This window comes from Bacillus cereus group sp. Sample62 (assembly GCF_036851315.1).
GTDB lineage: Bacteria > Bacillota > Bacilli > Bacillales > Bacillaceae_G > Bacillus_A > Bacillus_A wiedmannii.
Window position 1 is genome coordinate 4,811,492 of sequence record NZ_JAFLPK010000001.1, and the last position, 25,524, is coordinate 4,837,015.

Sequence of the window (25,524 nt, forward strand, 5' to 3'; positions counted from 1 at the left end):
ACACACTTCACCAATTTCTCAAGTCTAAATAACGGTTTTTGCCGGCAAGCAATTACTAGGTATCCGTTCACTGCTGCAGTTCAGAGGTGGTAATCCATTTTTCCGTATTAGGAAGCTCACAGCCAAAGGCTTCCCTCTCTGAGAATCGTAAAAAATTGATCATGTCCTCATCATCACTTCTTGATGTCGAATTTTGTAGTTATTGTTCATTATATTGAATTGTTAGAAAAAATCAATATATTTTTTTATATAACATATGAAATATTTCTCTTCTTATATTATAACAGAAGTTACGATACTTCTCTAATTCCCTAACAATGGTATAGTCTATATAGGAGGTGCACGAATAATGATTGCTGTTTTTTGTATTATCGCTACGTTTCTCTCTGTTCTATTCGCTATCATGTACAGGCACAAGTATCCTGGTTATAGCATTTTAGCGGTAGCTATTATACCAGCTACTTCCTTCTATGTATTAGGTAAATACCAATATACAGAAGTGTTTATCGGTTTTGCAATCTTCTACTGCATCTTTGGATACATACTAACAATGAAAAAAATTTTATTGAATCATTAAAAGAGACCGATTTCTGCTAACAGAAATCGGTCCTCGCACGTACCTTTCGGTTGCCCACACGAAAGATACGACTTCACTCAATTATTTCTCATCTTTTTTCATAAAAAATTTACCCCGCATTAACGGGCAGTAAAACTTCCACCTTAAAACCCAGCGAATACAGGGATGAAGTTGGAATATTAACTGCCCGTAAAAGCCCAATTGGTTCAACTAATAATCAGTGGAAATACACCACTGATTAAAGTTTCACTTTATGGTGCGGAAGATCCACATTCAACGCCTCTAATTGTTTCTTTTCATTCTCTAAAATCGCTTTTGCTTTTTCTTTCGTTGCCTCATCTAATCCCGCAAACATGTCTTTATGCTTCTCTTTCTCTGGAAGTTTCACACCTAGCTTTGTTAATTCTTCTTTTGCTTGCTCATGAGTTAATTTCCCGGATTTTTCTTGTTCAAAAATAGACTTTGCTTTTTCTTTTGTTGCTTCATCTAAGTCAGCAAGCATGTCTTTATGCTTACCTTTCTCAGGGAATTTCACACCTAGCTTTGTTAATTCTTCTTTTGCTTGTTCACGTGTTAGTTTACCGGATTTCTCTTGTTCTAAGATTGATTTCGCTTTTTCTTTTGTTGCTTCATCTAAGTCAGCAAGCATGTCTTTATGCTTACCTTTCTCAGGGAATTTCACACCTAGCTTTGTTAATTCTTCTTTTGCTTGTTCACGTGTTAGTTTGCCGGATTTCTCTTGTTCTAAGATTGATTTCGCTTTTTCTTTTGTTGCTTCATCTAAGTTAGCAAACATATCTCCATGTTTACCCTTTTCCGGGAACTTCACGCCTAGTTTTGTTAATTCTCCTTGCGCTTGTTCACGTGTTAATTTACCGGATTTCTCTTGTTCTAAGATTGATTTCGCTTTTTCTTTTGTTGCTTCATCTAAGTCAGCAAGCATATCTTTACGTTTTTCTTTCTCTGGAAGGTTTACACCTAGCTCCTTCAACTGTTTCTTTGTATCGTCCATAATCGTTTTTACTTTTTGTTTTGTAGCGTCATCCAAATCTTTTTTCGCCGTTTTTGTAGACTGCTCAGCTACTGGAGTATTCGTTGCCGCGAATGCCGGAATACCCACTCCTCCAATGATTCCGAATGATAAAGCACCTGCAATCGCTAAATACCCAACTGTTTTCTTCTTCATAGGAAATTTCCTCCTTCATATTTCTAAAGCATGTACACTTTCGTATACAATGCCTATAGTAATGTTGGTTTCTTAACATTTCCTTAACGACTTAACAAAAAAACGCCGCTCATCACGAGCGGCGTTGTTCTAAGCTTTTTGTAATTGTAATTCTTCACGTTCCATTATTCTTCTTAATACAATTGTTTGTGTCATTGTAAATAAATTACCCGTTATCCAGTACAACACAAGTCCTGATGGAGCCGCAAATCCCATAAATAGAATCATTGCCGGCATCATAATTTGCTGCACTTTCAGCATCTGTACTTGTTCTCCAGGTGTAATATTAGATTGGAAAACTTTCATCTGAATAAATGTCGTTAACGCTGCGATAATCGGTAATATATGATACGGATCTGCATGTCCTAAGTTCACCCATAAAAATGAAGATGTGCGAATCTCTTCTGTTCGGCTAATCGCATAATACAAAGCAGAGAAAATCGGCATTTGTATAAAGATTGGCCAGCAACCAGCTAGTGGATTCCAACCGCCTGATTTCATTAGTTCTGACATTTCTTTTTGATACTGCTTTTGTTTTTCAAGATCTTTACCCACATCACCGTATTTTTGTTTCAGCTTCTGCAGTTCAGGTTGCATTTTCTTCATTTTCGCTTGACTACGATATTGCGAAACAGCTAATGGAATCATTGCTGAACGAATAACGAGCGTCATAATAATGATAGCAATCCCGAAGCTAGCTCCCGGTATATGATGAGCAACAAATTGAATCATATACGAGATTGGATATACGAAATAATGGTTCCAAATTCCCGTACTATGTGCATCGATTGTGCCTGCATTACTGCAGCCAGATAAAACAAAAACAAGTAATACTGATAAACTAATGAGCGCAGCTCGGTATGATTTTAACATGTTCATTCCTCCAATGTTTCGTAATTATTTAGCGAAACATTGGTGTATACGGACCGACCTCGTCATTCTCTTCACTTGATTCTTGTCTGCGTACAGAACGAATCATTCCATATTTATAAAAAATTGAAAATAGCGTTACATTCCCTGCACTATCTTCACATGTATCAACTAATTTGAAAGCTCTCTGTCTACCGCTCGATGCTTGCTGACGTACAAAGCGAGAAACGTTAGCAAGGAAGAAAACTTCTAATAAACAAAGCGCTGTCGTTACAAACGATATATATAGAATTGCATCCTGCAATAAAAATTCCATCGCTTCACATCCTTAATAAGGTCATTTTAGCACATTCAACAAACATTCTCTATTTCCTTTTATCGTCAAAAAAGTATTTTGCATATTTTCTCAATAAAACTATGCTAGAAAACCAATGTATTCGCTTTCTTTAGTATATTCACACGTATCTTTGAATAGGTTTAATTTGTTAGAAATTTATAAAATTTTTGCATTATAATAAAACTATTGCCAGTTTTTGAAAAAACCTTTATTCTCTTCTTGTAATCAAAAATGAATATGGAGATGAAACATACTATGGGTCAACTAGGAGACGCCGATTACGTTCCCGACACCGCCTTTTTATCCTTCCCAGCAGCTAAAACATTTCACTTAGAATTCATCATACAGTTGGTTGTTATTTTCATAGCCTCTATTTTGTATGCAATTTCTATGAATATGTTCTTTATCCCGCATAACATGATTAGCGGTGGATTCGCTGGTGTAGGGATGATTATCGGTTATTTAATGCACTACAATATCGGTGCACTTATCTTTTTACTAAACATTCCTCTTCTTATTTTAAGTCACTTTTACTTAGGCAAGAAGACAACCTTTTTAACAGCGTATTTTGTAGCTGTATCATCGTTAGCGATGAACATTATCCCTGTACACCAAGTTTCAGACGATATTTTACTATCTTCTGTATTCGGTGGTGTAATTTGCGGAGCAGCTTCCGGGATCATATTCCGATTTGCTTCTTCAACAGGTGGCTTTGATGTTGTTGGATTGATTGTAGCGAAACATCGAGATATTTCGATTGGAGCAATCATCTTTGGATTCAACTTAATCTTACTTGTTGCAGCAGGATTTATTTTCGGATGGGATATTACGCTTTATACGTTAATTAGCCGGTTTGTAGTCAGTAAAGTAATTGATGCTGTGCATACGAAACATATTAAATTAACGATAATGACAGTTACAGAAAAAGGCGAGGAAATAAAAAGCGCACTATTACATCACGGCATACGCGGAGTGACAATGGTAGATGCTGTCGGCGGCTATACAAACCATAAGAAAAAAATGATTTACACTGTCGTGACTCGCTATGAGTTAGGCGAAATGAAACGTATTATCCGTCAAGTGGATAACAGAGCATTTATGAACATTACTGAAACAGTTGAAATTGTCGGCCGTTTCAAACGCATATAAAGTGAAACTTTAATCAGTGGGGGTTTTCTTCATCCCCCACTGATTATTAGTTGAACCAATCGGACTTTTATGGGCAGTTGATCCCCCACCTAACTTCTTTGCTTTCGCTGAATTTTGAGGTGGGGGTCTTACTGCCCATTAAAGCGGGATAAAAAAGGTTAATACATTAAAGGGCATAACATATTAGTCATATATAATATGTTATGCCCTTTGTTATTCAACTAACGCACCCTTTAGCATAATAAAATCACGAAGTTTATTACTACAAATCGGAGGATAGCATTCCGTATACAATACTATCTGTCCATTCATTTTTACTCCAAAAATCTTGTATGAAATGGGCTTCCTTTCTCATGCCTATTCGTTCACATAATTTTTGTGAAGCTGTATTACGTGCATCAAGATTAGCTTGTATACGATGTACATGAAATTCATTAAATAATTTAAATACCAAACTACTTACTGCTTCTGTTGCCAAACCTCTCCCAGCTACTTCATTTGAAAAACTATAACCAATCTCAACAGTGTCTTTCATATTTGTGTACCATACGGATAAATCACCAACTACTTTAGTCTTGTATATAACTGCCAAACTTAATATTGATTCTTCAGTAAGCACATTGTTTGCTAGCTTCTTATTAAATCTTTTCTGCTTGTCTTCATAAGTCCACTTATTATGTAATAGGAACTTACATGTATCATCATTATTATAAATAGCAAATACATCCTGTAAATCAGTACTCTTAAAAGGTCTAATTATTAATCTTTCTGTTGTGATCTCCAAGTTAGCTCTCCTCCCTTTCATTCATGCTACAAATCATTTTTTATAGTATGTAAGCCTCCTTCTTAGATCTCACCTTGATTACATATTTCATCATAATAAATTAAAATCCTTCTTCCACTAAACTGCATTGTTAGTGGTATTTCCTTGCGATTTTTATTTTTTACACTTATTACAAAATCAGATAATTCTATTATTGTGACCCTAAATGTGTTATAATGAAAGCAGACTCACAAAAAAAGAGTATATAGACTTGGAAGTTTCTCTTATTTTTACAAGCAAAAAGAAACGAGCAGTCAGGTATATTTCAAACACCATACACGTAACGGTTTAAAAAACCGATCATCTTAGTTATTCTTCCATGATCTTTTTATAAAAAGATACGTACAACTAAAATTCACTTCAATATACTATACCTACCTTTTTGACTTCCAAATCATCTTATTACATAAGGAGATGAACATATGAATCAATATATAAGATATACAATAGCTGTCCTGTTTGCTATTATCGGCGGAACAATCTGCTTCTGGACAAACACTCAGCTTGGAGAGAATATCATTTTTAATGGAATCGAAACGCTTGTAAGCGCTTCGATTTTAGGTGGATACATTTACTTCCTCTTCAATCCAGAAGAAAATGCACAAAAAACAATGTTATTAACAATGATCGGAATCGTTGGCGGATGTATTTCCTACTCAATGACTAACTATACATTACCACTTCAATTAAGCTCAGCTTTCTTCCACGGTCTATGGACTTGGTTCATTGCATTCTGCCTAGCAGACGTATTCAACCTTTTACAAGACAATGAAGAAGAAAACGGTCGCCAAATTGAAAGTAACTCGTAAGCTGGAAGATACTCTTCCAGCTTTTTTGTTTTGTTACTCTTTCCTGTTCATACCCCATCACTAAAATAAAAAGAAGCTACCTTTACGGCAACTTCTTTTCCATATACCCCATCCGGTACTTACCGGAATATATCAACGATTTTTCAAATATATCGATTATTTCTCCACTTATATCAACGATTTTTTCATTATATCGACGATTCGACACAATATATCGGTTTAACGACAACCTTCGACACTCAAAACGTACAATATACCCTATCCCCCAAGCAATTTACTGCCGAACTCTACGATTAAAAAGATAACTAATAGGATCGCGAGTATCTTTAATGCTACATATGCTACTTTAAAAATAGCATAAATGAGCAAGACTATTAAAATAATCGTTAAAATTTCCATCTAGAATTCCTCCAAGCTTTGCTCTTCTTCTCTTATTTTACTCGCCCCAGCCTGTTTATGGAACGGCATAAGACGACATAAAAAAAAGAGGATATCTCACCCATCGTAAGATACCCTCTCTTTCAGCTGCTCAAACCATTCTCTCTCTAATTGTAAATATCCTATTTCACTATTCTCAGCGCTCTTCAATTCTTTATCCGCTTTCCTCATATAAACGTTGGAAGCTTCTATATCGCCCTCTAAATATTTAATAATTCCTTGTGTACGGTAATATCCATTTAGATCAATCTTAGTAATGGCTTTTGCATGTTCCTTCGCTTCATGCAGAGAAAGGCTATCCATCTTATAAAGAGCTTTATATAAAAGATACCAACTATGAAAACTGCTAACGAAATATTTATTTTCTTTCGTTACAGGGAGCTGGGCAACTTGTTCTATATATGGTATCGCTCTTTCCATTCCCTTTTGATCCGACCGGGCAAGGAAGACAAGCATAAGTCCGCTCATGATCTCTCTTATACTTTTATGTTCTTTTATTTTATCTTCGGTAAGTTCTACTAATCTCTTATCCCAATCTTTCGGCCTCTTATAACTAAATAACTCACTCGATACTTGAATGTTATATACATGCTGCTTCGCCTTTTCATCATCTTTAATTAAAATAAGAAATTGCATACCATCGCTCATAAGCGTTCCTTTTATCGGTACGATTGTAACCGCAAAAATTATAAAATGGAAAACAGAAAAATATAACAGATATTGATAGTAACTCACCATGTATATGTAACCAAAAGTAATACCAAATAGTAAACTTGTAATTGGTCCACCTAAAGTCATCCATGCCCATTTTTTCGAAAGGTTCGGTGTTACTATAGAAGGCGGTATTAACATTGCCACGCCTCCGAAGTACGCCCATAATTTATTTTCTCGAATACGTACTTTCCCCTTCTCCTTTTGAACAGTAATAGGCCCTACTGTCATAAATTTAAATGTCAAACCACCTATTATGCCGAATATGACATGTCCTAACTCATGAATGATTACCACTAACAGAAAAATCCCCAATAATGCCCATATATTCAACATTGTTTCTAATTTTCCAGTTCGGATCACTCCGTATAAAATGGACAGAATGAGCGCCACTGTCAGTGAACCAGCTGGTCTTCTTAAAATATCCACCTTTTTCTCCCCTTAATAAATCATTTTCCTCTGCATTTCATACATAAATTTTCCGAGATGCAATATCCAAATAAATGAGATTAAGCCAATTAATACAAAATCGATATCACTAGCCGCTGTATATATAACGGCAGCCCACCATACATATGCCAATACTGTATTCGTAAATTCATATGCTTTATATCCAGCCTCATGCACAATGTGCTTTAATCCTTCATCTGCGTTTTTCGTCCACATTTTCATAGATTCCATATATGTTACACCTTGTTCAGGATATAGCTTGTTATAACGATTTTTTATTATGAGCCCGATAACCACTACAATAGTCAAGCAGACAATAGCTGCTACTAAATTCCACACTGCAAATGAAACATTTGTATCCTGCAACAGTGCACGTCTACATGTAATAACTGCATATACAAACCATGCCTGCGTAACTATATCACCTACACGTAAATATATACTTATAATGCCTAATTTTCTGCCTTGTACGCTCTCTTCTTCATCGCGTGCCTCTGCTAACATACGTGTATTCTTCCAAGTGTAGTACATCATTAAGACTCCAAAAATAGTACATACACCTATAAATGTATTAGATGATAATTTTCTTGGTTCATCCGAGAGTAAATGTAAAGCTATATAAGATGTTAAAAAGCCACCCATCATACTTAATGCTATTTTCCCCACAAAATCAAATTGTTTTTTTCGTTTACTCTTCATCATCCTCTTCCCCCTCCACTAACGTAAATATTTCCTCCACCGGTACGTTGAAAATGTGTGCGATTTTTAACGACAATACAATAGATGGTGCATAATCCCCGCGCTCAATTAAACTAATCGTTTGTCGTGATGATCCAATCGCTTTCCCTAAATCCCCTTGTGATAAACGATGCTTTGCTCGCAATTCCCTCACTCGATTTTGAAGCTTCATGTCTTCCCTCTTTTTCATTTATTTAAATAAAATTGTAAATAATATCCTTATGCTTGTCAATTATAATTGTCATTACGACTATAATAATTGACAAAAATAAAGATGTATTATGATGAAAATAACTTATATAATGAATGTGAAATATTAAACAAAGGAGGTTCCATATGAAAAAAACATCTACCTTTTCTTACATTCTTACTAAGCTTACAGCAGCTTTCTTGTTATTATTACTTATTAGCGCGCTTCTCTTAACAACTAGTCAACCAACGCTATATAGTTTCTTAACTGGATTACGAGAACTACTATATGTTCCCTTCGTTCCTATTCTTGCTGCATATGCAATTTTTTGTTCTATTTGCATCGATAAATTAAAATTAAAAACATATACAAGACTGAAGACATTATTCCTTTATATTTTTTGCGGCTATTTCTTTTTTCTTCCCTTCCTAATATTTAAAGAAGCGGATCTAAGACAGTTCTTGTTCCTTGGATCAATTGGAGCAATATGTTCTCTTTTTTTCTATTTATGTACAGTTATAGCAACAAATTTTAAATGGATACAATATTTCGTGCCAAGCGCTATGGTTATTATATTTATTACAATCAACTTAATCGATCTAGAAAAGGTTGGAACATCAAAAGAACAATGGGTAGAAACAAAAACAGAAAACTCTTTCGAAGCATCTTTTCAACATTTTAGTGGTGAACATAAAGTCCCCATTGAACTAAAACGAGGTGACATATTAGAATTCACCATTGAATCACGAGCTGAAAATCCGGATGGCTACATGGGAGCCGTAAAAATGGCTAGTGAGTTTCAAGAGGAAGAAAATTATTTAGCTTCAAACGGTCCTAATACATACCAATTTGCAGCAGTTAAGACGGGAACGTATTACATTATAGTTAATGGCAATAAGTTAAAAGGAAAGTTGAGAATAGATTGGAATATAAAATAAAAAGGCAGTGCTTTTGCACTGCCTTCCTAAATTTTGACATAGAATGGATTCCATATTAACTTGCGTTTTGTAACAATACTCGTTTTAACTGTTTGCGGAAACGAATGCCTAATGTAACTGCCACAATCACAATCACTCCAAAAATAATTTTACCGATATGACCTTCTAGCACTCCAAAGATGTCATGTAAGTTTCCACCTAACCAATAACCACCGATTAAGAAGAATGATACCCAAAATAGAGCACCTGAGTAAATTGTAATTGCAAAACGACGGAATGGTAAGTTAATAATTCCTGCAAAGTATCCTGTGAAATGACGTACACCAGGAATAAAGAAACCGATAAAAATAAGGAAGTATCCATACTTATCAAACCACATTCTTGTTAAGTCAATTTTTCTTTGTGTTAAAAATACGTATTTCCCATACTTTTGAATAAAGGGCATACCTAATTTATTTCCTAAAAAGTATTGAATTGTCATTCCTACACTTGTCCCAATAAAGGATAGGATAATTAAAATCGGTAAACTTAAATCGCCCTTCTGTGCTAGAAACCCCGCATATGCTAATGTTGGCTCTCCCGGAAACGGAAGTGCAATATATTCTAACAGCAAACCAACAAGTACAACATAGTACCCGTACTGCTGAAATAATTCATGAACCCATTCCATGTCATCTCTCCTTTCAATCACGTACAACTTCTTACTATTATTGTATAAAAAAATTGTCGAAATAACTATCACAATAGCTTACATTTTTATTACATTTTTGTAAGGCTCACACTAAAGTTTTCTGTTCTTTATTTGATGCTATCCATTATCATTTTAAAATGAACTAACAGCTATATATCGTACGAATTAAAGGAATTAATATACATTTTTTATCCAGTTTTTAACACCTGAAAATCACCACATTTTGTTCTCAATAAAAAACCACCACAAACTCATACGAACTTCATATTAGCTTCATATATGTATTGTAAGATTATATCGGAATTTGTTGAAAAATTTAACTAATATATGACTAAGCATTAAATTGAATAAATATAAGTCGTTTTTCGAAATTGAAAAAAGGGTGAATAAGAAATGGAAGCTTATAAAATGCACGATTTTATTAATACAAATATTGAATCTCATCAAAATGAAACCGTTTTTAATTTACACATATGTGAAACAAGTGAATTTGACGTAAGTTTAACAAAATCTACTACACTATCTTTTATCGTTTCAAAAAAGAACATTAAGATTGTCACGAAAAAATGGACTAATTCAAATCAAGAAAGCATGATTGGCAAAAGTTATATCATTCCAACGAAAGCTTTCCACTACTTCTTACCAATTATTTCCGAAACTGAAGATGAGCTAAATATTCAAGTTCAAAGTTTTGGACTACATGGTGAACTTTTACTAAATGAAAGATTACTTATTGATAAAAACAACAAACAAAATCCAAAGATTACTACCTTCTTTGAAACATTAGATGAAAATGTAAATAAAGTATTACGAGGATTGCAAATTCATTGTATGTAAGACTATTACAATAGTAAAAAGGAGAATATAATGAAAAAACTATTATTAAGCGCACTATTATCATTAGGATTTTTAACTATTCCATTTACAAATGCTGAGGCAGCTACAACGAACGATCAACTGATTGTAAACACGCAGTTAAATAAAATGGATTATTATCAAAATGGAAAATTTATAAAGAGTTTTACTGTCGCTACTGGAAAAGCAGCTACTCCTACACCTAAAGGTACTTTTCAAATCGTAAATAAAATTAAAAATCGTCCTTATTATACAGGCAAAATTAAAGGCGGCGATCCACGTAATCCACTTGGTGACCGTTGGCTCGGACTAAACATGGCAGGAACTTACGGAACAACTTATGCGATTCATGGTACGAACAATAATCAGGCAATCGGCAAATGGACAACGCTAGGTTGTATTCGTATGTATAACAATGATATACACTGGTTATTTGAGCGTATTCCTCAGCAGGCTACTGTCACTGTAAAATAACCTAACAACACGATTTACGTGTAGCCAAGAATTTTATGTCTTGGCTTATTTTATTTCTTCATTTACAGTAGCAAAACAACTGTATTTACATATATAATAGGGATAGATTGTATTAAGTAACATCTAAACATTGATAAACATGGATATTAAAATTATACAGTTATAATATTTTATAAATTTTACAATACATACTATAATAGAATTACTGTAATTCTTAAATATTCAGTTTCACTAAACAACTCCCCTTGCTACTTTCATGATTATTTTATGGCGGGGGCTTATTATATGTATAAACAATCTGAGTCATCGGAAAAATGATGAATTCGAATATTGCAGTAAAAAGCGTTATTTAGGAGGTGTTACTATGACGCATATACTGGTGATTGAAGACAACCCAGATATACAAGAACTAATCCGTGAATTTCTAATGGCACAAAACTTTACTGTTGATGTCGTTGGCGCTGGAACAGAAGGTATTCTTCTTTTCCAAAAAAATTCATACGATCTTGTCCTCCTTGATGTGATGTTACCAGATATAGATGGCTATAGTATTTGTAAAATTATGCGAGGACAGTCTGATGTACCGATTATTATGTTAACAGGCTTACATAATGAAGAAAGTGAAATTAAAGGATTTGAATTAGGTATTGATGACTATATTACAAAACCGTTCCATTACACCGTATTTATTAAACGTGTAGAAGCTGTATTAAGAAGGGCAGCAACGAAGGAAGCAGAAACTGCAACTATACTACAATTCCGTGAATTGATGTTAAATTCTACAGCATATGCCGCTTATGTTCATGGTAATCAAATTGAATTAACAACAAAGGAATTTGAAATTATTTATACTTTACTGCAAAATCGGGGAAAAGTATTATCAAGAAGTGATTTGCTGAATAAGGTATGGGGCTATGAACATTATGGTGATGTAAGAGTTATAGATACACATATTAAGAACTTAAGAAAAAAATTAGGGATTCCTTATATTAAAACGGTGAAAGGCATTGGCTACAAAATCGAATCGTAGCACAGACAACATCACCAAAAATATTTTCATCAAAACCTTATTATTTTGTATTCTTTTATCACTTTGTCTTTATCAAATTATTTATTTTCTAGCTTCAAACTACGATAAAGAACGTTTTGCAAAAGAAAATGGAGCGCTGTCTACAGAACAAGCGGATTCAGACAAACAAAACGACCAAAGTAAAACGAATCAAAGTAAGGCTGTTTCAGAGAGTATGATTTCCAATTTCCAACCTTCTATTATAGATTATAAAGCACTCTCTACAGCCATAAATCACCTTTTGCAGCCTAGCCAAACTGCAAAAGCAAAAGAACATACCCAAAGTATTGCGGGGAAAAATAGCACTTCTGCTCCACTTACAGAAACGGAAAAGCAAGTCGCTACTAATGATGCCTTACATAAACAAAATGCAGCAAGTAAAACAAATGATGCACAGGATGATCCTAAATTAACAGATGCACTGCAGCAGTTAGCTCCTCATATTGGCGCGACAATGCTTGCATTATCTTTGCTCGGATCTTTAATTTATGCAAAACTAATTGCTAAACCTTTTCAATATATGAGTGATGCTTTAAAAGATATTATAAATCTTGATTTCTCAGATAAAAAGCTACTTAACAAAAATGCAGATCAAACCGATTTTAATTTACAAGTAGCTGCTTCACAAGTACCAAATATTGTGAAGAATTTACATGCAAGCAATCAAGATTTAAGAAATGAACTCAAAAAGGAACAACAGTTAGAACAATCTCGTAAAGAATTTATGTCTATGGTTTCCCATGAATTAAAAACACCAATCGCAGCCGTTATGGGACAACTAGATGGCATGATTCACGGAATTGGAGCTTATAAAGATAGAGATAAATATTTAAAACGTTCCTATGAAATGATGCAAGACATTAACATATTAACGGAAAAAATGTCGGAATTATCCAAAATACAAAACCCTCAATTTAAACCTGATTTAAAAGTTATCTCATTAACTAATATTATTGAGGATGTTATGAAGAAAGTAGATTACTTTGTATCTGTAAAACAATTAAATGTTCAATCGAACATTAAACAAGATGTACAGGTTTTAGCTGATCCTAAATTTATTCAAACTGCCATTTTTAACATTATTTCAAATGCAATTCATTACACAATTGACCATCAGCATGTCTATATAAAGCTTTATGAAAAACCAAACGGTTACGCATTAGAAGTATTAAATACAGGTTCACAAATAGATGAAGATAAACTTGCCCATTTATTTGAACCATTCTATCGCGCAAACCCTGACAAACATGGCTTAGTACAAGGTAGTGGTCTTGGGTTATACATTGTAAAACAAATACTAGATAAGCACCAGTTTCCTTATGGGATACAAAACACACCCCAAGGTGTAAAATGTTCTATTGTATTCCCGAAAGCAATGTAAAAACCTACTACAATTTCATACCCCAAATTCATACTTCGTATGAGTGGCGGAATTTTGTAGAGTATATTACTCTGTTTCGTTCGCCCGTTATCCTCATTTGGATAGCGGGCGTTTTTTATTATTTAAAAGGAGGATTTTCATGGAGAAATTTAAGTATTCATTACTCGTGTTATTCGGAGCTTGTAGCTACGGCGTACTTTCAACTATTTTCAAACTCGGATTTATTGATGGATTTTCAGCACATCAACTATTAGGAGGACAATATGTCTTCGGATGGATTGGGCTTCTTCTGCTCGTTCTTTTCGTTTCACGTCATACAGTAACAAAAAAACAATTCTTTTCCTTACTAACAGTTGGCACAACAATGAGTATGACTGGTATTTTCTACGCTATTTCTGTAGAAGAACTACCAGCATCTATCGCTGTCGTCCTACTCTTCCAGTTCACATGGATTGGTGTCGTTATAGAAGCAATCGCTAATCGAATATTACCAAGCCGTGAGAAAGTTATATCTATCATTATTTTATTTACTGGAACATTGTTTGCAGGCGGTATCTTTGAAGGTCTCGGACAAAACTTTTCCACGAAAGGTATTATCTTTGGTCTATTAGCCGCTGTCTCTTTTTCATTCTATGTTTTTGCAAGTGGGCGTGTTGCTACAGAAGTTCCGCCTTATACGAAAAGCTTTCTTATGACAACAAGCGCTACTCTTATCGTATGCCTATTCTTCCCGCCAACCTTTTTAACGGATGGTGCCCTGCAAGCCGGTCTTTGGAAATACGCATTCTTCCTCGGATTGTTCGGTGTTGTCGTACCTGTCATTTGTTTTTCAATTGGTGTACCGAAAGTAGGAACAGGACTTAGTACAATACTAGGGGCAGCTGAATTACCAACGGCCATTATCGCTTCTATTACACTTGTACATGAAGTCGTAACCTTCATGCAGTGGATTGGGATACTCTTTATACTACTTGGAATTTTTACTCCTCAGCTGCTTACGGCTAGGAAAGAAAAGAAACATAGTAGCGTGCATAGTGCATGAAAATAGAAACTTTCATATAAATGTAAATACAGTTACAATGTGGTATAATTTCAAATCTATTTGGAGGTATAAATGACTATTTTAAGCGTAGCCTTTTTTGCCATTATGTGTATCTTCTTCCTAATAAAATATATGAAAGAAAAGAAATTTTACGATGTGCTCATCATTCCCATTTGCATATATGCTGGGGCAGTAAAAAACCCTTTAGTAGAGTACTTAAACTTTAATACTACTTTCAAAATAACATATGATATTGCAGCTATTATTCTCGTGATCCTTGCTGTGCTTTTCTTCTTAAAGGATAAGAAAGAGAATCCTACTGCGTAACAAAAGACCTTTCATTGATTTGAAAGGTCTTTTTCTCTATCTCACTTTACCGCTCCATATAGCTTTTCTATTTCATGCTCAATTTGTTTTACATCAATTCGTTCAAATAGTGGCTGCACACTATCAATTCTATTCGGCAACGTATTTTGAGGCTCCCAATTTCGGTTCACAATCGATAATGTATTTCTAACTCTTTCACTTGAGAATGGTAAAAACGGTTCAAGGAGATTTGCAAAATTAGCGATAAGATACACACAGTTATAAATCGTTTCTTCGCATGAAACTGGATCATCTTCCCTTTGTTTCCAAGGCTGCCTCTCATCAAAGTATTTATTTGCAAAACGTACTGCATCAAATATTGTTTCTAGAGCCACTTTAAATTTAGTTTGCTCAATTGCTTCTCCTACATTTATATATAATCCTTCTATCTTCTTTTTCAGCTCTTCATTAATAATTCCATTCGGTACAATGCCATCATAATACTTTTCAATAAACTTTAATGTCCGGTTCACAAAGTTTCCGTATGCACCTAACAATTCACTATTATGACTGTAAATGAATTCACGCCATGAAAAATCCGTATCACGATTTTCTGGTGCATTGACTGTTAAAAAGTAACGAATAGAATCTGGATTGTAGCGTTCTAATATGTCAGGCACCCATACTGCCCAGTTTTTACTTGTAGATAATTTTCTTTTTTCAACTGTTAAATATTCATTCGAAACGATATGACGAGGAATTGCTCCTTCTCCTATTCCAAGCAATACCGCTGGCCAAATGATGGAATGAAACGGAATATTATCCTTTCCGTGCACATAATATGTTTTCGCTTCTCTATCCCAAAACTCTTGATCATCTTTCCCTGTTTCTTCTGCCCAATGTTTACTCGCCGAATAATATCCTGTCACTGCTTCAATCCATACGTAAATTTTCTTATCTTCATACCCTTCTACTGGAATTGGTACCCCGATTGGTAAATCACGTGATATGGCCCTATCTTGTAATCCTTCCTTTACATACCTTTCTGTTAGCTGAATCGCATTGTCACGCCATGTTCCTTCTTGTTTTGCGATTTCTACCGCCTCTTTAATTTGCTCCTGAAATGTATGCAATGCGAAATAAAAATGCTCTGTTTCCTGTATGGATGGCGTACTACCACATAACTTACATTTCTTTTCTAGCAAATCGAGTGGATCTAAAATAGCTGAACATGCATCGCATTGATCTCCTCTTGCTGCTTCATGGCAATGTGGACAAATGCCTTCTACATAACGATCAGGTAAAAACTGCGTACACGCTTCGCAATATGCTTGTTCCACTGTCCTTTTATAAATATAATCTTCTTCTAATAAACGTAAAAAAACTTTTTGAACAGTTTCATGATGGTGCTCGCTATCTGTACGTGTATAGCAATCATACGTAAAACCTAGGCTACGAAAACATCGCTGGAACTCTTCATGATACTTATCAGCAATTTCCTTCGCCGTCACACCTTCTTGTTTTGCCCTAATTGCAATAGGTGTTCCATTACAATCACTCCCCGAAACATACAACACATTCTCACCTTTTGCCCGGTAATAACGTGCTAAAATATCTCCTGGTAACAAACTCGCAATATGCCCAAGATGTAACGAGCCATTTGCATACGGCCAAGCGCCCCCAATAAAAATACTCATCTTACATTCCTCCTTTAAAATATAAAAAGCCCCGCCCTTATCTTAAAAAGATAAGGGCGGGGCTGTATAAACAGTCGCGGTACCACCTTATTTCGCCAATTACTCACATAATTAGCCTTAACAAGTACGGAGCTATATGCTCTTATACTGTGGTTTTGATAACGAGTACCAACTCTCGTCGCCGCCTACTATTATCATTCGATAAGTTCAGGACGAAGCTCAAAGGCCATTGTTCAAATGAATATTCTTGCTTCTTCTCAGCTACCGAAGCTCTCTGGACAGAATGATTTCATTCTACTTTTCCTTTTCAACGCTTTTATATATAACACGTATTTTACGACTTAATTGCAGAAAAATCAAACTTTAATTCAAAAAGAAAAGGAAATCCCCTTCTCCCGCAGAATAACTATACGTTCACAAAAGGAGTGATACGATTGAATCAAAAACAACTAAGCACACGTAATGAAAAAAGCTGGAATGCAGCTGCTTATGAAGCTTGGACGAATCGCCACGGAGCGCCAGCCGATTATGCAAAAAAAATCATAGAAGATCCTATGCGCGAGGTAAATCACTATTTACCTTACATGCAATCTCCAACAGGAAAACGTATTATTAATTTACTCGGGTCAAAAGGTAATAAAGCCGTTGCTCTCGCTCTTTTAGGAGCTGATGTAACAGTTGTTGATATTTCAGCAAGTAATGCAAAATATGCAAATGAACTTGCGGAAGCAGCAGGTGTCTCTATCCAGTATGTCGTTTCTGATGTATTAAATGTGCAGCTCTCCGAATCATTTGATATCGTATTGCTGGAACTTGGTGTACTCCATTACTTTCTAGATTTAAAACCGCTCTTTCAAAAAATTGCTACCTTGCTTAAAGGAGATGGAACGCTTATCCTTCGTGACTATCATCCTGTTTACACGAAATTATTAGGAGTAGACCACCCATCATTTCGGGCCAATGGGAATTATTTCGATGAAGAATTGATTGAAGATGATGTCGCTTATAGCATCCTTCTTACAGAAGCGCAGAAAGAATCATTACCTAAAACAACCATCCGTCGCTGGACGCTAGGAGAAATTATTACAACACTTGCACAAGAACATTTTAAAATTGAAAAACTAGTTGAAGAACACGGGTCTCATCAAAGGTGGGTCTTCCCTTCTACTGCACCGGAAGAAATTGAAGATCGTGTGCCTGGCTTATATACATTAATTGCGACAGCATGCAAAAAAGGATCCCTTCACGGATAGGATCCTTTTTGCATGCTCACGCATATAAGTTGAGGTTGGAGATTACCATAATTCTGTAGAATAGGACACAAGATATTTCAACATTTCGTCTCTGACTTACGTCGTCAAAAAGGGGTATGACCAACATAACGAAGAGTAATGTTACAGTTGATACTGATAATCGTTATCAACTAATTAGAAGTATACATGATGTTATTTCAAATTACAATAGCATTTCTCATTTTTATTTATGAACTTTTTGATATACAAATGTATACATTTTAAGAACATTTACTCATATGAATCTGCCATCTTCCATTATCTGCTATAATTTTCATTGAACAGATTAATAACTTCATAATGATGTTTTATTAATGTCGTTCTTAATATTTATAAATCATAATAAATAGTTTTTAAAGGCAGGGGTAACGATGAAATATGTTAGTATTCGCAAAAAACTACTGTTCACACTCTTAAGCATTTCTTCTTTATTTAGTATTGCTCTTATTGTTATTCTTTCATTCGCTATGAACCAAGCAAGCGAAATTGAAACGTTAAAAAATGATGTATCTAAACGAGCAACAATTTTAAAAGAACGTGGTGATTGGTTCCAAGCACAAGTTGCCGGTTTACAAGAATATTTACTGTCACATGATCAAAAAGGATTGGATAAATTCAACCGAGAAGGAAAAAAACTTGCTGATACTAGAGAGAAAGTAACAAGTGATAAAAAACTCCCAGAAGGAATGAAAGAAGCGATTTTAATGGGAGCAAAATGGCGAAGCGTCATAGATAATGAAGTCCTCCCTCTCGCTCGCGAAGGAAAATGGGACGAAGCATCCAAAATCGCTTTAGCTCAAACCGATTATGTAAACGATCTTTTAAGTCGTTTTACTAAATATGCAAATGAAGAAAATGATAAACGTGACGCATTAATTGCTGACGTAGAGTCTTCTTCATCTCTTATTCAATATATTATTTTCTTCTCACTCATTACATGTACGTTAACATCTATTTTATTAGCATGGTGGTTCTCTGGTAAACTCGTTAAACCGATACGACAAATTGATGAGAAATTAAAAGAATTAGCTTCTCAAGACGGCGATTTAACTGCTAGATTACACGTAACGAGTAAAGATGAAATTGGTGATATCGCCAATTCCTTTAATCAAATGCTCGCTAACTTACAACGTATCATAAAACAAGTGCAACAAACATCAACAAGTGTCAAAGAAGCGTCTGAAAATGTATTTATCGAAACAACTACGTCTATGGAAAATACAGCAAAAACCGAAGAAACGATGAATGCTCTTGAGCATAATATTCGTTCACAAGTTTCCAGTATCGAAGAAAGTTCAACTGCAATGGATGATATGACAACGAGTGTTCAGCGTATTGCTGAATCTGCCTCTTCTGTTACTAGCCTAGCTGTTACAACTGCTGAAAAAGCAGATAGTGGGAATAAAGTCATTGAGAAATCTATTACACAAATGCATACCATTAACGAAGCTGTTAACGCTACATCACAAGTAGTAGAACGACTCATTACACATACGAATCATATTGATACTGCACTTCAATCCATTTCTAATATCGCGGAACAAACGAATTTACTCGCTTTAAATGCTTCAATTGAAGCAGCTCGTGCTGGTGAACATGGAAAAGGATTCGCCGTTGTTGCCGATGAAGTACGAAAACTTGCTGAACAATCTCAGCTAGCAGCAACTGACATTAACCATTTACTTCATCAAATTCAAGCTGACACAAAAATAGCAAATGAAATGATGACGCAAGGTCAGTCAGAGGCTTCAGAAGGAATTACAGTCATTCGTACCGCTGGATCTTCATTCTCGGAAATTGTTAACCACATTAACAAAGTCTCTACACAAATGCAAGAAATGTCTGCAACTGCTGAAGAAATGGCCGCAAGTTCTGAAGAAATGAACGCTTCACTTAATAACATCGCTTCTATTTCAAATGAAGTTGCCGCCGAAACGTCACAAACAGCAACTTCGGCTGGTGACCAAGTAAACAAAATGAGTGTCGTTGCTAAAAAAGCTTCTGAAATGAAAACGACCGTACAAGAACTTGAAGTTCTCGTTTCCCATTTCAAAACAAACGTTTAAAGCGAAATTTTCATTTATACTTCTATGATATCCAAATTATTAAAAAGAGAGATTTACAGTCTCTCTTTTTTCACCTTAAAATATCTCTTTCTATCTCTCATTCCGTCTGCTATAATTCCTAAAGGAAAGAAGAAAGCTTTGTTCCAGATGGAGTAAAGCTTTCTTTCAATTTTTTAAATTTATTAATTCTAATACTAAGATTTCACAAAGGAGGCTTTTTATCATATGAATTTTATTAGCATTCGAAAAAAACTTATGTTCATGATGGGAACGATTTGCGCTTTATTTGGAATCGCCTTAGCTTTTATTTTATTTTTTGCTATTGACCAATCTCATAAAGCTGAAGCTTTACAAAAAGAAATTTCTCCCCTTGCAACAGAATTGAAAGAACGTGGAGACGCTTATCAAGTACAACTTTCTGCTTTAAGAGGTTATTTATTACAACATGATCAAGTCGAATTAGACAAGTTTAATGAGATGAGTAAACGTCTGGAGGATTCAAAAGATAAACTTCTTTCTAATCCAAATATTTCTCAATCCGTGAAAGATACAATGGAATCAGGATCGACTTGGAGAAAATTTATTGAAGAAAGAGTTTTCACTCTTGCAAAAGAACAAAAGTGGGAAGAGGCTCTACAAGTAGCTTATGCAGAAAATGGTGCCGTTTATAAAGTAATTGGTGACTTCACAAATTATAGTAATGAACAAGCCAAGTTACGTGACGAATCTATCAAAAAAATTGATCAATCTTCACTACAAATTGAATATGTTATCTTCTTATCACTTGTTATTTGTATTACCGTAGCTATCATTCTTGCATGGTGGTTCTCTGGTAAACTTGTAAAACCAATTCAACAAATTGATAATAAGCTAAAAGAATTATCATCTCAAGAAGGTGACTTAACAGCTCGCCTACAAGTAAATAGCAATGATGAAATTGGTACAATCGCAACATCCTTTAATAAAATGTTAGAAAACCTACAACATATCATCAATCGTGTGCAAAAAACATCTGTGGAAGTACAAAACGCTTCTGAAAATATGCTAGAAAAGACGAATATATCACGCGAGGCAACAATAAGAGTTCAAAGCTCGATGTCTAGCTTAAATGCAAATATTCAATCGCAAGCCTCTAGTATGGAAGAAAGCTCAACTGCAATGGACGATATGGCGGTAAGCGTTCAGCGTATTGCTGAATCTGCTTCATCTGTAACTGAACTTGCTGTAACTACATCTGAACAAGCTAATGATGGAAGTTCAGTTATTCAAAAATCCGTTTCACAAATGACAACGATACACGACGCGGTAAATGCTACGTCAGAAGTGGTCGAACGTCTAATCACCCACACGAAATATATTGATACAGCTGTACAATCTATTTCTAATATCGCAGAACAAACAAACTTACTTGCTTTAAATGCATCTATTGAAGCAGCTCGTGCTGGCGAACAAGGAAAAGGTTTTGCTGTCGTAGCTGACGAAGTTCGAAAACTTGCTGAACAATCTAAAACAGCGGCAACAGATATTAACCAACTACTACATCAAATTCAACAAGACACCGAAACTGCGAGCTCTATGATGTCCCAAGGCCGTTCGGAAGCATTTGAAGGCATTCATGTCATTCGTGAAGCTGGCAACTCTTTCACAACGATTGTGGAACAAGTAAATAAAGTATCTACTCAAATGCAAGACATCTCAGCAACCGCTGAGGAAATGGCTGCAAGTGCTGAAGAAATGAACGCTTCACTGAATAACATCGCTTCTATTTCGACTGAAGTATCTAGTGAAACAGCGACAACAGCACAATCTGCTGAGAAAAAAGTCATTACGATGAATGAGATGACACAAACTGCTAAACAAATGAAACAAACAGTTGAAGAATTAGATCAACTCGTATCTCATTTCAAAACTGAATAGCTTTCAAAAAATATTCCTCTTTCAAGAGGAATATTTTTTTGAGCTCATTCCCTGCATATTATATATATATCCGTTATAATGAGAATCGATATCATTAATATGTAGGGGGTGCTACACATGTCACAACAAGCATTTGAAGAAAAGTTATATGCAAACTTAGAAGCTGTTATTGACCCTGAACTCGGTGTTGATATTGTTAATCTTGGATTAGTTTATGACGTTACAGCAGATGAAAATAATAATGCTGTCATTACGATGACGATGACTTCTATCGGTTGTCCAATGGCTGGGCAAATTGTATCAGACGTAAAAAAAGTATTATCAACGAACGTACCTGAAGTCAATGAAATAGAAGTAAATGTCGTTTGGAATCCGCCCTGGTCTAAAGAACGCATGTCACGTATGGCGAAAATCGCATTAGGTATTCGCGACTAAATAAAGAAAGACCTGACATCCTAGTCAGGTCTTTTTCTCTTATTATTTTACGCCTACTGCATCATAAGCTTTCGTTACAGCTTGTACAGCTTTAGAGTTTTTACCATATAAATCTTCAGCTGACTGCAGAGCAGCTTGACGCATCATCTTAAAGTCAGAGTTTGCAGTTAAATATTTCGTAAGAGCACGGTAATAAATTTTTTCTGTCGCTTCACGGCCTACTCCAGTTACTTTCACACCGTAATGCTCTCCACCATCAGATACTAAATATGCAGCTTTATTGTTAATACTACTGTTAATATGAACGCCGCCATTATCAGCTGTTCCAGTGTAGCGTTTATTGTAATGATCTGGGTAACCTTCACCTGGTTTTAATGGATTTGGAATAGATGCTGGATCTTTCAGAGAACGAAGTGCATCACCAGGTTTTCCAGGTGTATAAATGTCAGCACCTAAATCCCAGCTCTTCTTCTCAACCATGACACCCATAATATCAGATAACGATTCATTTAACGCACCTGACTCATTTTTATAAACAAGGTTTGCTGTATGTTCAGTTACAGCATGCGTTAATTCATGACCGATAACATCTAGTCCAGCAGATAATGGAATGAATGTTTTCCCATCACCATCACCATACATCATTTGCACACCATTCCAAGCTGCGTTATTCCAACTTTCTCCAACGTGAACAGTAGAAATAAGCTTCGCGCCTTTATCATCGAAAGAGTTACGATTAAATGTCTTTTTGTAGTAATCATATACTTTTCCTGCATTTACATGCGCATCAACCGCTGCTTTATCTTCGAAGAACTTAGATTTACTCTCAACTTCTTCTCCTGTGTATCCAAGCCATTGTGAGAATAAGTTAAACCAGTTCTCGTCCATATTTTCTGCATCAAATGTATGAACACCTTGTCCTCGTTTACCATCAAACAAGTTGAATTGTCCTGTTTTCGTATCTTGAGCAATTTCAAATGATTGTCTAGCACCTAATACTCCGTAACCAAATCCAGTAATGTTATCTACAGCATTATATTTCTCAATAACATTTCCATTTGTTGCATCAACAAAATAATGCCAATATCCTGGAGCTGGCTTTGAAATCGATGCTTTCACTAAATATGCAAGATAGAAATTCCCATCTTTTTCATACACATATAAATCTTTTTTCACACCGTCATAATTTTTTACTTTACCAATTTCTTTCTCAATACCTGCCTTTGCAATCGTTTCTGCTTGTTCCGCACTAATGCTTGCAGACGCAGGAATATTTTTATCCTCTAAATTCGGAATAACTTGTCCGAAGAATGCTTTTACATTATTTTCTTTATCTAGTGTAACAGTTTGATCTGAACCATATACAGGAATGTTATTATGTTTCTCAACTAACTTCACGTGTGTTGTGCCAGATTCAGCATCTTTTTCTTCCCCAACGACATTGAAATGTTTATCAATATTTCCTGCTAATTTAAACATATCTTTCTTACTCTCTAAATACTGAAAGACTGTCTCTTTTTTATCTAGTCCTTCTGGTGCTTTCCATTCTTCACCTATGTATGCAGGCGTTTTAAATTCTTGATGATATTGAATTTTTTGTTCTTCCGCTTTGGTTGTCGTTGCTCCAAATGTTCCAAATCCCCCGGCGATAACAGTTAAGGCTAATGCTGATGAAATGACTTGCTTTTTCACTATAACATTCCCCATTCCCTAAAGATTTTTGACACTTTTATACAATTCTTATTTTCCGGGCTAATACCTTTTTCTAAATATTGAGAAAATTTTTTCTGACAATTCCACTCAAAAAAAGAGGACATCCTATTGGGTGTCCTCTTTTCCATAAACATTCGATTATTTTTTCAATTCGATTGCTAAATAGTGTGATCGTTCTTTCGCTTCAATATGAATATCCTCTTCTATCGCTTCTGCTGCATCACGCATAACAAGACTTTCACCATTTATTACACTACTTCCTTCAATTTGAACAAGATACAATTGACGGCCTTCTCGCACAGGAAAATGAATTTCTTTTCCGGCATCTAACGATAAAGAATATAAATTTGCATCTTGGTGAATACGAATTGGTGCCTCTCCGTCTACTGGAGATACCATATGGAACCATTCATTTTCACGCTTGCTCCAATCAAATGTAAACTCACCATAGTTTGGTTTATGATCCGCACGATCTGGTAAAATCCAAATTTGTAATAAACGTAGTGTTTCATTTCCTAAATTATGCTCGCTATGAAATACACCTGTGCCAGCACTCATATATTGAACATGTCCTCGCTCAATTGTTCCGCGGTTCCCCATGCTATCCTCATGTGTTAAAGCACCATCTACAACGTACGAAATGATTTCCATATCGCGGTGCGGATGCATATCAAAACCAGTTTGCGGTGCTACTAGGTCATCATTAATTACACGCAATGCTCCAAAATTCATGTTATTCGGGTTATAGTAATTCGCAAAGGAAAAATGAAAATGTGTATTTAACCAACCGTGATTTGCTCTTCCCATATTTTTATGATCAACTTTTCTAAACATATCCTTCACCTCATATTATCTCGAATCCAAGATTTATTTTAAAAATTTTTCTCACTGTAATTTTTTTAGTAATTGTAATAATTGATGTTGTTCTTCTACATTTAAATTTTGAAACTGCTCCGCTTGGAACGTTTCTTGAGGCGGGACGATTTCTTCATATAAAGCTTTTCCCTTTTCTGTTAACGAAATATATTTTGTAGTACCTTCTTGTTCACGATGAATCCACTCCAGCTGCTCCATTTTATTTAATAGCTGCGTGATATTTCCCTTCGTAACAAATAGTTTATTTCCGAGCTCTTGCTGCGTTAGACGATTATGTCCTCCAACTTGAGCTAGCACATCAAACTGAGCAGCAGATACATTCCATTCTTTCAAATGCTGATTCGTCTCACGAATACTTTTGTTATAAAAACGTGATAAACGAAACCATAATAGTAATCCGAGTCTATCTTCTGTCTTCATTCTATCACCTCGCTCATTTCATACCATTAGTTTAG

At 35.2% G+C, this 25,524-nt stretch carries 27 protein-coding genes and 2 other annotated features (1 of these 29 running past the window's edge); of the genes, 14 read left to right on the plus strand and 13 right to left on the minus strand.

The window, feature by feature from the left end:
• Window positions 1–183, minus strand: a binding site (T-box leader) (it extends 54 nt beyond the left edge of the window).
• A gap of 166 nt (window positions 184–349) precedes the next feature.
• Window positions 350–577, plus strand: coding sequence for a hypothetical protein (locus J0835_RS24775; RefSeq protein WP_087982910.1), 228 nt, complete (start codon window positions 350–352; stop codon window positions 575–577).
• 238 nt (window positions 578–815) lie between these two features.
• Here the strand turns inward: J0835_RS24775 and J0835_RS24780 are convergent, their stop codons facing one another.
• The 3 genes from J0835_RS24780 to J0835_RS24790 all read right to left on the minus strand — a co-directional run bounded on the left by J0835_RS24780 (window position 816) and on the right by J0835_RS24790 (window position 2,988).
• A complete protein-coding gene (locus J0835_RS24780; RefSeq protein WP_144537840.1) occupies window positions 816–1,763 on the minus strand; it encodes a hypothetical protein in 948 nt (315 codons plus the stop codon).
• Between the two features lie 129 nt (window positions 1,764–1,892).
• Window positions 1,893–2,675, minus strand: a complete 783-nt coding sequence (locus J0835_RS24785) for a membrane protein insertase YidC (protein WP_087982918.1) — start codon at window positions 2,673–2,675, stop codon at window positions 1,893–1,895.
• Between the two features lie 28 nt (window positions 2,676–2,703).
• Window positions 2,704–2,988 (minus strand): hypothetical protein, encoded by a 285-nt coding sequence (locus tag J0835_RS24790; RefSeq protein ID WP_087982921.1) that lies wholly within the window; start codon window positions 2,986–2,988, stop codon window positions 2,704–2,706.
• Window positions 2,989–3,264: 276 nt separating this feature from the next.
• Between J0835_RS24790 and J0835_RS24795 the strand changes: the two genes are divergently transcribed.
• Window positions 3,265–4,158, plus strand: coding sequence for a YitT family protein (locus tag J0835_RS24795; RefSeq protein ID WP_076541754.1), 894 nt, complete (start codon window positions 3,265–3,267; stop codon window positions 4,156–4,158).
• Between the two features lie 262 nt (window positions 4,159–4,420).
• Here J0835_RS24795 and J0835_RS24800 read toward each other — a convergent pair whose 3' ends face one another.
• Window positions 4,421–4,942, minus strand: coding sequence for a GNAT family N-acetyltransferase (locus J0835_RS24800; protein ID WP_087983224.1), 522 nt, complete (start codon window positions 4,940–4,942; stop codon window positions 4,421–4,423).
• Between the two features lie 461 nt (window positions 4,943–5,403).
• Between J0835_RS24800 and J0835_RS24805 the strand changes: the two genes are divergently transcribed.
• Window positions 5,404–5,790 (plus strand): DUF3938 domain-containing protein, encoded by a 387-nt coding sequence (locus J0835_RS24805; RefSeq protein WP_001077775.1) that lies wholly within the window; start codon window positions 5,404–5,406, stop codon window positions 5,788–5,790.
• A gap of 258 nt (window positions 5,791–6,048) precedes the next feature.
• On the opposite strand, the gene J0835_RS24810 is transcribed toward J0835_RS24805, so the two are convergent.
• The 4 genes from J0835_RS24810 to J0835_RS24825 form a co-directional block, all read right to left on the minus strand.
• Window positions 6,049–6,189, minus strand: a complete 141-nt coding sequence (locus J0835_RS24810) for a DUF3985 family protein (RefSeq protein WP_087982923.1) — start codon at window positions 6,187–6,189, stop codon at window positions 6,049–6,051.
• A 96-nt stretch (window positions 6,190–6,285) separates the two neighbouring features.
• On the minus strand, window positions 6,286–7,368 hold the full coding sequence (locus J0835_RS24815) for a site-2 protease family protein (RefSeq protein ID WP_087982926.1): 1,083 nt from the start codon (window positions 7,366–7,368) through the stop codon (window positions 6,286–6,288).
• 12 nt (window positions 7,369–7,380) lie between these two features.
• Window positions 7,381–8,088 (minus strand): DUF3169 family protein, encoded by a 708-nt coding sequence (locus J0835_RS24820; protein ID WP_140386934.1) that lies wholly within the window; start codon window positions 8,086–8,088, stop codon window positions 7,381–7,383.
• Window positions 8,078–8,299, minus strand: a complete 222-nt coding sequence (locus J0835_RS24825) for a helix-turn-helix transcriptional regulator (protein WP_000776157.1) — start codon at window positions 8,297–8,299, stop codon at window positions 8,078–8,080. The genes J0835_RS24820 and J0835_RS24825 overlap by 11 nt, the downstream gene beginning before the upstream one ends.
• Before the next feature lie 164 nt (window positions 8,300–8,463).
• Between J0835_RS24825 and J0835_RS24830 the strand changes: the two genes are divergently transcribed.
• Window positions 8,464–9,255, plus strand: coding sequence for a hypothetical protein (locus tag J0835_RS24830; protein ID WP_087982929.1), 792 nt, complete (start codon window positions 8,464–8,466; stop codon window positions 9,253–9,255).
• A gap of 55 nt (window positions 9,256–9,310) precedes the next feature.
• Here J0835_RS24830 and J0835_RS24835 read toward each other — a convergent pair whose 3' ends face one another.
• The gene (locus J0835_RS24835) at window positions 9,311–9,925 is read right to left on the minus strand and encodes a DedA family protein (protein WP_046955638.1); all 615 of its coding nucleotides are present in this window, start codon (window positions 9,923–9,925) and stop codon (window positions 9,311–9,313) included.
• Between the two features lie 414 nt (window positions 9,926–10,339).
• On the opposite strand from J0835_RS24835, the gene J0835_RS24840 reads away from it, so the two are divergent.
• The 6 genes from J0835_RS24840 (at window position 10,340) to J0835_RS24865 (ending at window position 15,094) form a co-directional block, all read left to right on the plus strand.
• Window positions 10,340–10,783: a DUF3978 family protein gene (locus J0835_RS24840; protein ID WP_087982931.1), complete on the plus strand. Its 444-nt coding sequence runs from the start codon at window positions 10,340–10,342 to the stop codon at window positions 10,781–10,783.
• A 30-nt stretch (window positions 10,784–10,813) separates the two neighbouring features.
• The gene (locus J0835_RS24845; protein WP_000735052.1) at window positions 10,814–11,275 is read left to right on the plus strand and encodes a L,D-transpeptidase; all 462 of its coding nucleotides are present in this window, start codon (window positions 10,814–10,816) and stop codon (window positions 11,273–11,275) included.
• 364 nt (window positions 11,276–11,639) lie between these two features.
• Entirely contained in the window at window positions 11,640–12,305 is a 666-nt protein-coding gene (locus J0835_RS24850) for a response regulator transcription factor (protein WP_000148838.1), read from the plus strand.
• Window positions 12,283–13,725 (plus strand): sensor histidine kinase, encoded by a 1,443-nt coding sequence (locus J0835_RS24855; protein ID WP_087982933.1) that lies wholly within the window; start codon window positions 12,283–12,285, stop codon window positions 13,723–13,725. Before J0835_RS24850 ends, J0835_RS24855 begins: the two co-directional genes overlap by 23 nt.
• A 139-nt stretch (window positions 13,726–13,864) precedes the next feature.
• Entirely contained in the window at window positions 13,865–14,767 is a 903-nt protein-coding gene (locus J0835_RS24860; protein ID WP_087982935.1) for an EamA family transporter, read from the plus strand.
• Between the two features lie 72 nt (window positions 14,768–14,839).
• Window positions 14,840–15,094, plus strand: a complete 255-nt coding sequence (locus J0835_RS24865; RefSeq protein WP_087982937.1) for a hypothetical protein — start codon at window positions 14,840–14,842, stop codon at window positions 15,092–15,094.
• 41 nt (window positions 15,095–15,135) lie between these two features.
• Here J0835_RS24865 and metG read toward each other — a convergent pair whose 3' ends face one another.
• Window positions 15,136–16,770, minus strand: coding sequence for a methionine--tRNA ligase (gene metG / locus J0835_RS24870; RefSeq protein WP_087982939.1), 1,635 nt, complete (start codon window positions 16,768–16,770; stop codon window positions 15,136–15,138).
• A 49-nt stretch (window positions 16,771–16,819) separates the two neighbouring features.
• Window positions 16,820–17,090, minus strand: a binding site (T-box leader).
• A 114-nt stretch (window positions 17,091–17,204) separates the two neighbouring features.
• Between metG and J0835_RS24875 the strand changes: the two genes are divergently transcribed.
• The 4 genes from J0835_RS24875 (at window position 17,205) to J0835_RS24890 (ending at window position 22,480) form a co-directional block, all read left to right on the plus strand.
• Entirely contained in the window at window positions 17,205–18,023 is an 819-nt protein-coding gene (locus J0835_RS24875) for a class I SAM-dependent methyltransferase (RefSeq protein WP_087982941.1), read from the plus strand.
• A 410-nt stretch (window positions 18,024–18,433) separates the two neighbouring features.
• Window positions 18,434–20,128 carry a methyl-accepting chemotaxis protein gene (locus J0835_RS24880; protein ID WP_087982943.1) on the plus strand — a complete coding sequence of 565 codons (1,695 nt, stop codon included), beginning with the start codon at window positions 18,434–18,436 and terminating at the stop codon, window positions 20,126–20,128.
• A 225-nt stretch (window positions 20,129–20,353) separates the two neighbouring features.
• Window positions 20,354–22,045, plus strand: a complete 1,692-nt coding sequence (locus J0835_RS24885) for a methyl-accepting chemotaxis protein (protein ID WP_087982945.1) — start codon at window positions 20,354–20,356, stop codon at window positions 22,043–22,045.
• Between the two features lie 117 nt (window positions 22,046–22,162).
• Window positions 22,163–22,480, plus strand: a complete 318-nt coding sequence (locus J0835_RS24890; RefSeq protein ID WP_000082523.1) for a metal-sulfur cluster assembly factor — start codon at window positions 22,163–22,165, stop codon at window positions 22,478–22,480.
• A 42-nt stretch (window positions 22,481–22,522) separates the two neighbouring features.
• Here the strand turns inward: J0835_RS24890 and nprB are convergent, their stop codons facing one another.
• The 3 genes from nprB to J0835_RS24905 all read right to left on the minus strand — a co-directional run bounded on the left by nprB (window position 22,523) and on the right by J0835_RS24905 (window position 25,489).
• Window positions 22,523–24,172 (minus strand): neutral protease NprB, encoded by a 1,650-nt coding sequence (nprB, locus tag J0835_RS24895; RefSeq protein ID WP_140386935.1) that lies wholly within the window; start codon window positions 24,170–24,172, stop codon window positions 22,523–22,525.
• Between the two features lie 159 nt (window positions 24,173–24,331).
• Window positions 24,332–25,027: a pirin family protein gene (locus J0835_RS24900; protein WP_087982961.1), complete on the minus strand. Its 696-nt coding sequence runs from the start codon at window positions 25,025–25,027 to the stop codon at window positions 24,332–24,334.
• A 51-nt stretch (window positions 25,028–25,078) separates the two neighbouring features.
• Window positions 25,079–25,489: a MarR family winged helix-turn-helix transcriptional regulator gene (locus tag J0835_RS24905; RefSeq protein WP_000845460.1), complete on the minus strand. Its 411-nt coding sequence runs from the start codon at window positions 25,487–25,489 to the stop codon at window positions 25,079–25,081.
• Between the last annotated feature and the right edge of the window lie 35 nt (window positions 25,490–25,524).

Coding starts and splice junctions, on each gene's coding strand:
- J0835_RS24865 (WP_087982937.1), top strand. CDS start 14,840: ATGACTATTTTAAGCGTAGCCTTTTTTGCCATTATGTGTATCTTCTTC.
- J0835_RS24795 (WP_076541754.1), top strand. CDS start 3,265: ATGGGTCAACTAGGAGACGCCGATTACGTTCCCGACACCGCCTTTTTA.
- J0835_RS24890 (WP_000082523.1), top strand. CDS start 22,163: ATGTCACAACAAGCATTTGAAGAAAAGTTATATGCAAACTTAGAAGCT.
- J0835_RS24885 (WP_087982945.1), top strand. CDS start 20,354: ATGAATTTTATTAGCATTCGAAAAAAACTTATGTTCATGATGGGAACG.
- J0835_RS24780 (WP_144537840.1), bottom strand. CDS start 1,763: ATGAAGAAGAAAACAGTTGGGTATTTAGCGATTGCAGGTGCTTTATCA.
- metG (WP_087982939.1), bottom strand. CDS start 16,770: ATGAGTATTTTTATTGGGGGCGCTTGGCCGTATGCAAATGGCTCGTTA.
- J0835_RS24905 (WP_000845460.1), bottom strand. CDS start 25,489: ATGAAGACAGAAGATAGACTCGGATTACTATTATGGTTTCGTTTATCA.
- J0835_RS24785 (WP_087982918.1), bottom strand. CDS start 2,675: ATGTTAAAATCATACCGAGCTGCGCTCATTAGTTTATCAGTATTACTT.
- J0835_RS24825 (WP_000776157.1), bottom strand. CDS start 8,299: ATGAAGCTTCAAAATCGAGTGAGGGAATTGCGAGCAAAGCATCGTTTA.
- J0835_RS24850 (WP_000148838.1), top strand. CDS start 11,640: ATGACGCATATACTGGTGATTGAAGACAACCCAGATATACAAGAACTA.
- J0835_RS24835 (WP_046955638.1), bottom strand. CDS start 9,925: ATGGAATGGGTTCATGAATTATTTCAGCAGTACGGGTACTATGTTGTA.
- J0835_RS24900 (WP_087982961.1), bottom strand. CDS start 25,027: ATGTTTAGAAAAGTTGATCATAAAAATATGGGAAGAGCAAATCACGGT.
- J0835_RS24775 (WP_087982910.1), top strand. CDS start 350: ATGATTGCTGTTTTTTGTATTATCGCTACGTTTCTCTCTGTTCTATTC.
- J0835_RS24840 (WP_087982931.1), top strand. CDS start 10,340: ATGGAAGCTTATAAAATGCACGATTTTATTAATACAAATATTGAATCT.
- J0835_RS24790 (WP_087982921.1), bottom strand. CDS start 2,988: ATGGAATTTTTATTGCAGGATGCAATTCTATATATATCGTTTGTAACG.
- J0835_RS24805 (WP_001077775.1), top strand. CDS start 5,404: ATGAATCAATATATAAGATATACAATAGCTGTCCTGTTTGCTATTATC.
- J0835_RS24810 (WP_087982923.1), bottom strand. CDS start 6,189: ATGGAAATTTTAACGATTATTTTAATAGTCTTGCTCATTTATGCTATT.
- J0835_RS24830 (WP_087982929.1), top strand. CDS start 8,464: ATGAAAAAAACATCTACCTTTTCTTACATTCTTACTAAGCTTACAGCA.
- J0835_RS24880 (WP_087982943.1), top strand. CDS start 18,434: ATGAAATATGTTAGTATTCGCAAAAAACTACTGTTCACACTCTTAAGC.
- J0835_RS24860 (WP_087982935.1), top strand. CDS start 13,865: ATGGAGAAATTTAAGTATTCATTACTCGTGTTATTCGGAGCTTGTAGC.
- J0835_RS24845 (WP_000735052.1), top strand. CDS start 10,814: ATGAAAAAACTATTATTAAGCGCACTATTATCATTAGGATTTTTAACT.
- J0835_RS24820 (WP_140386934.1), bottom strand. CDS start 8,088: ATGAAGAGTAAACGAAAAAAACAATTTGATTTTGTGGGGAAAATAGCA.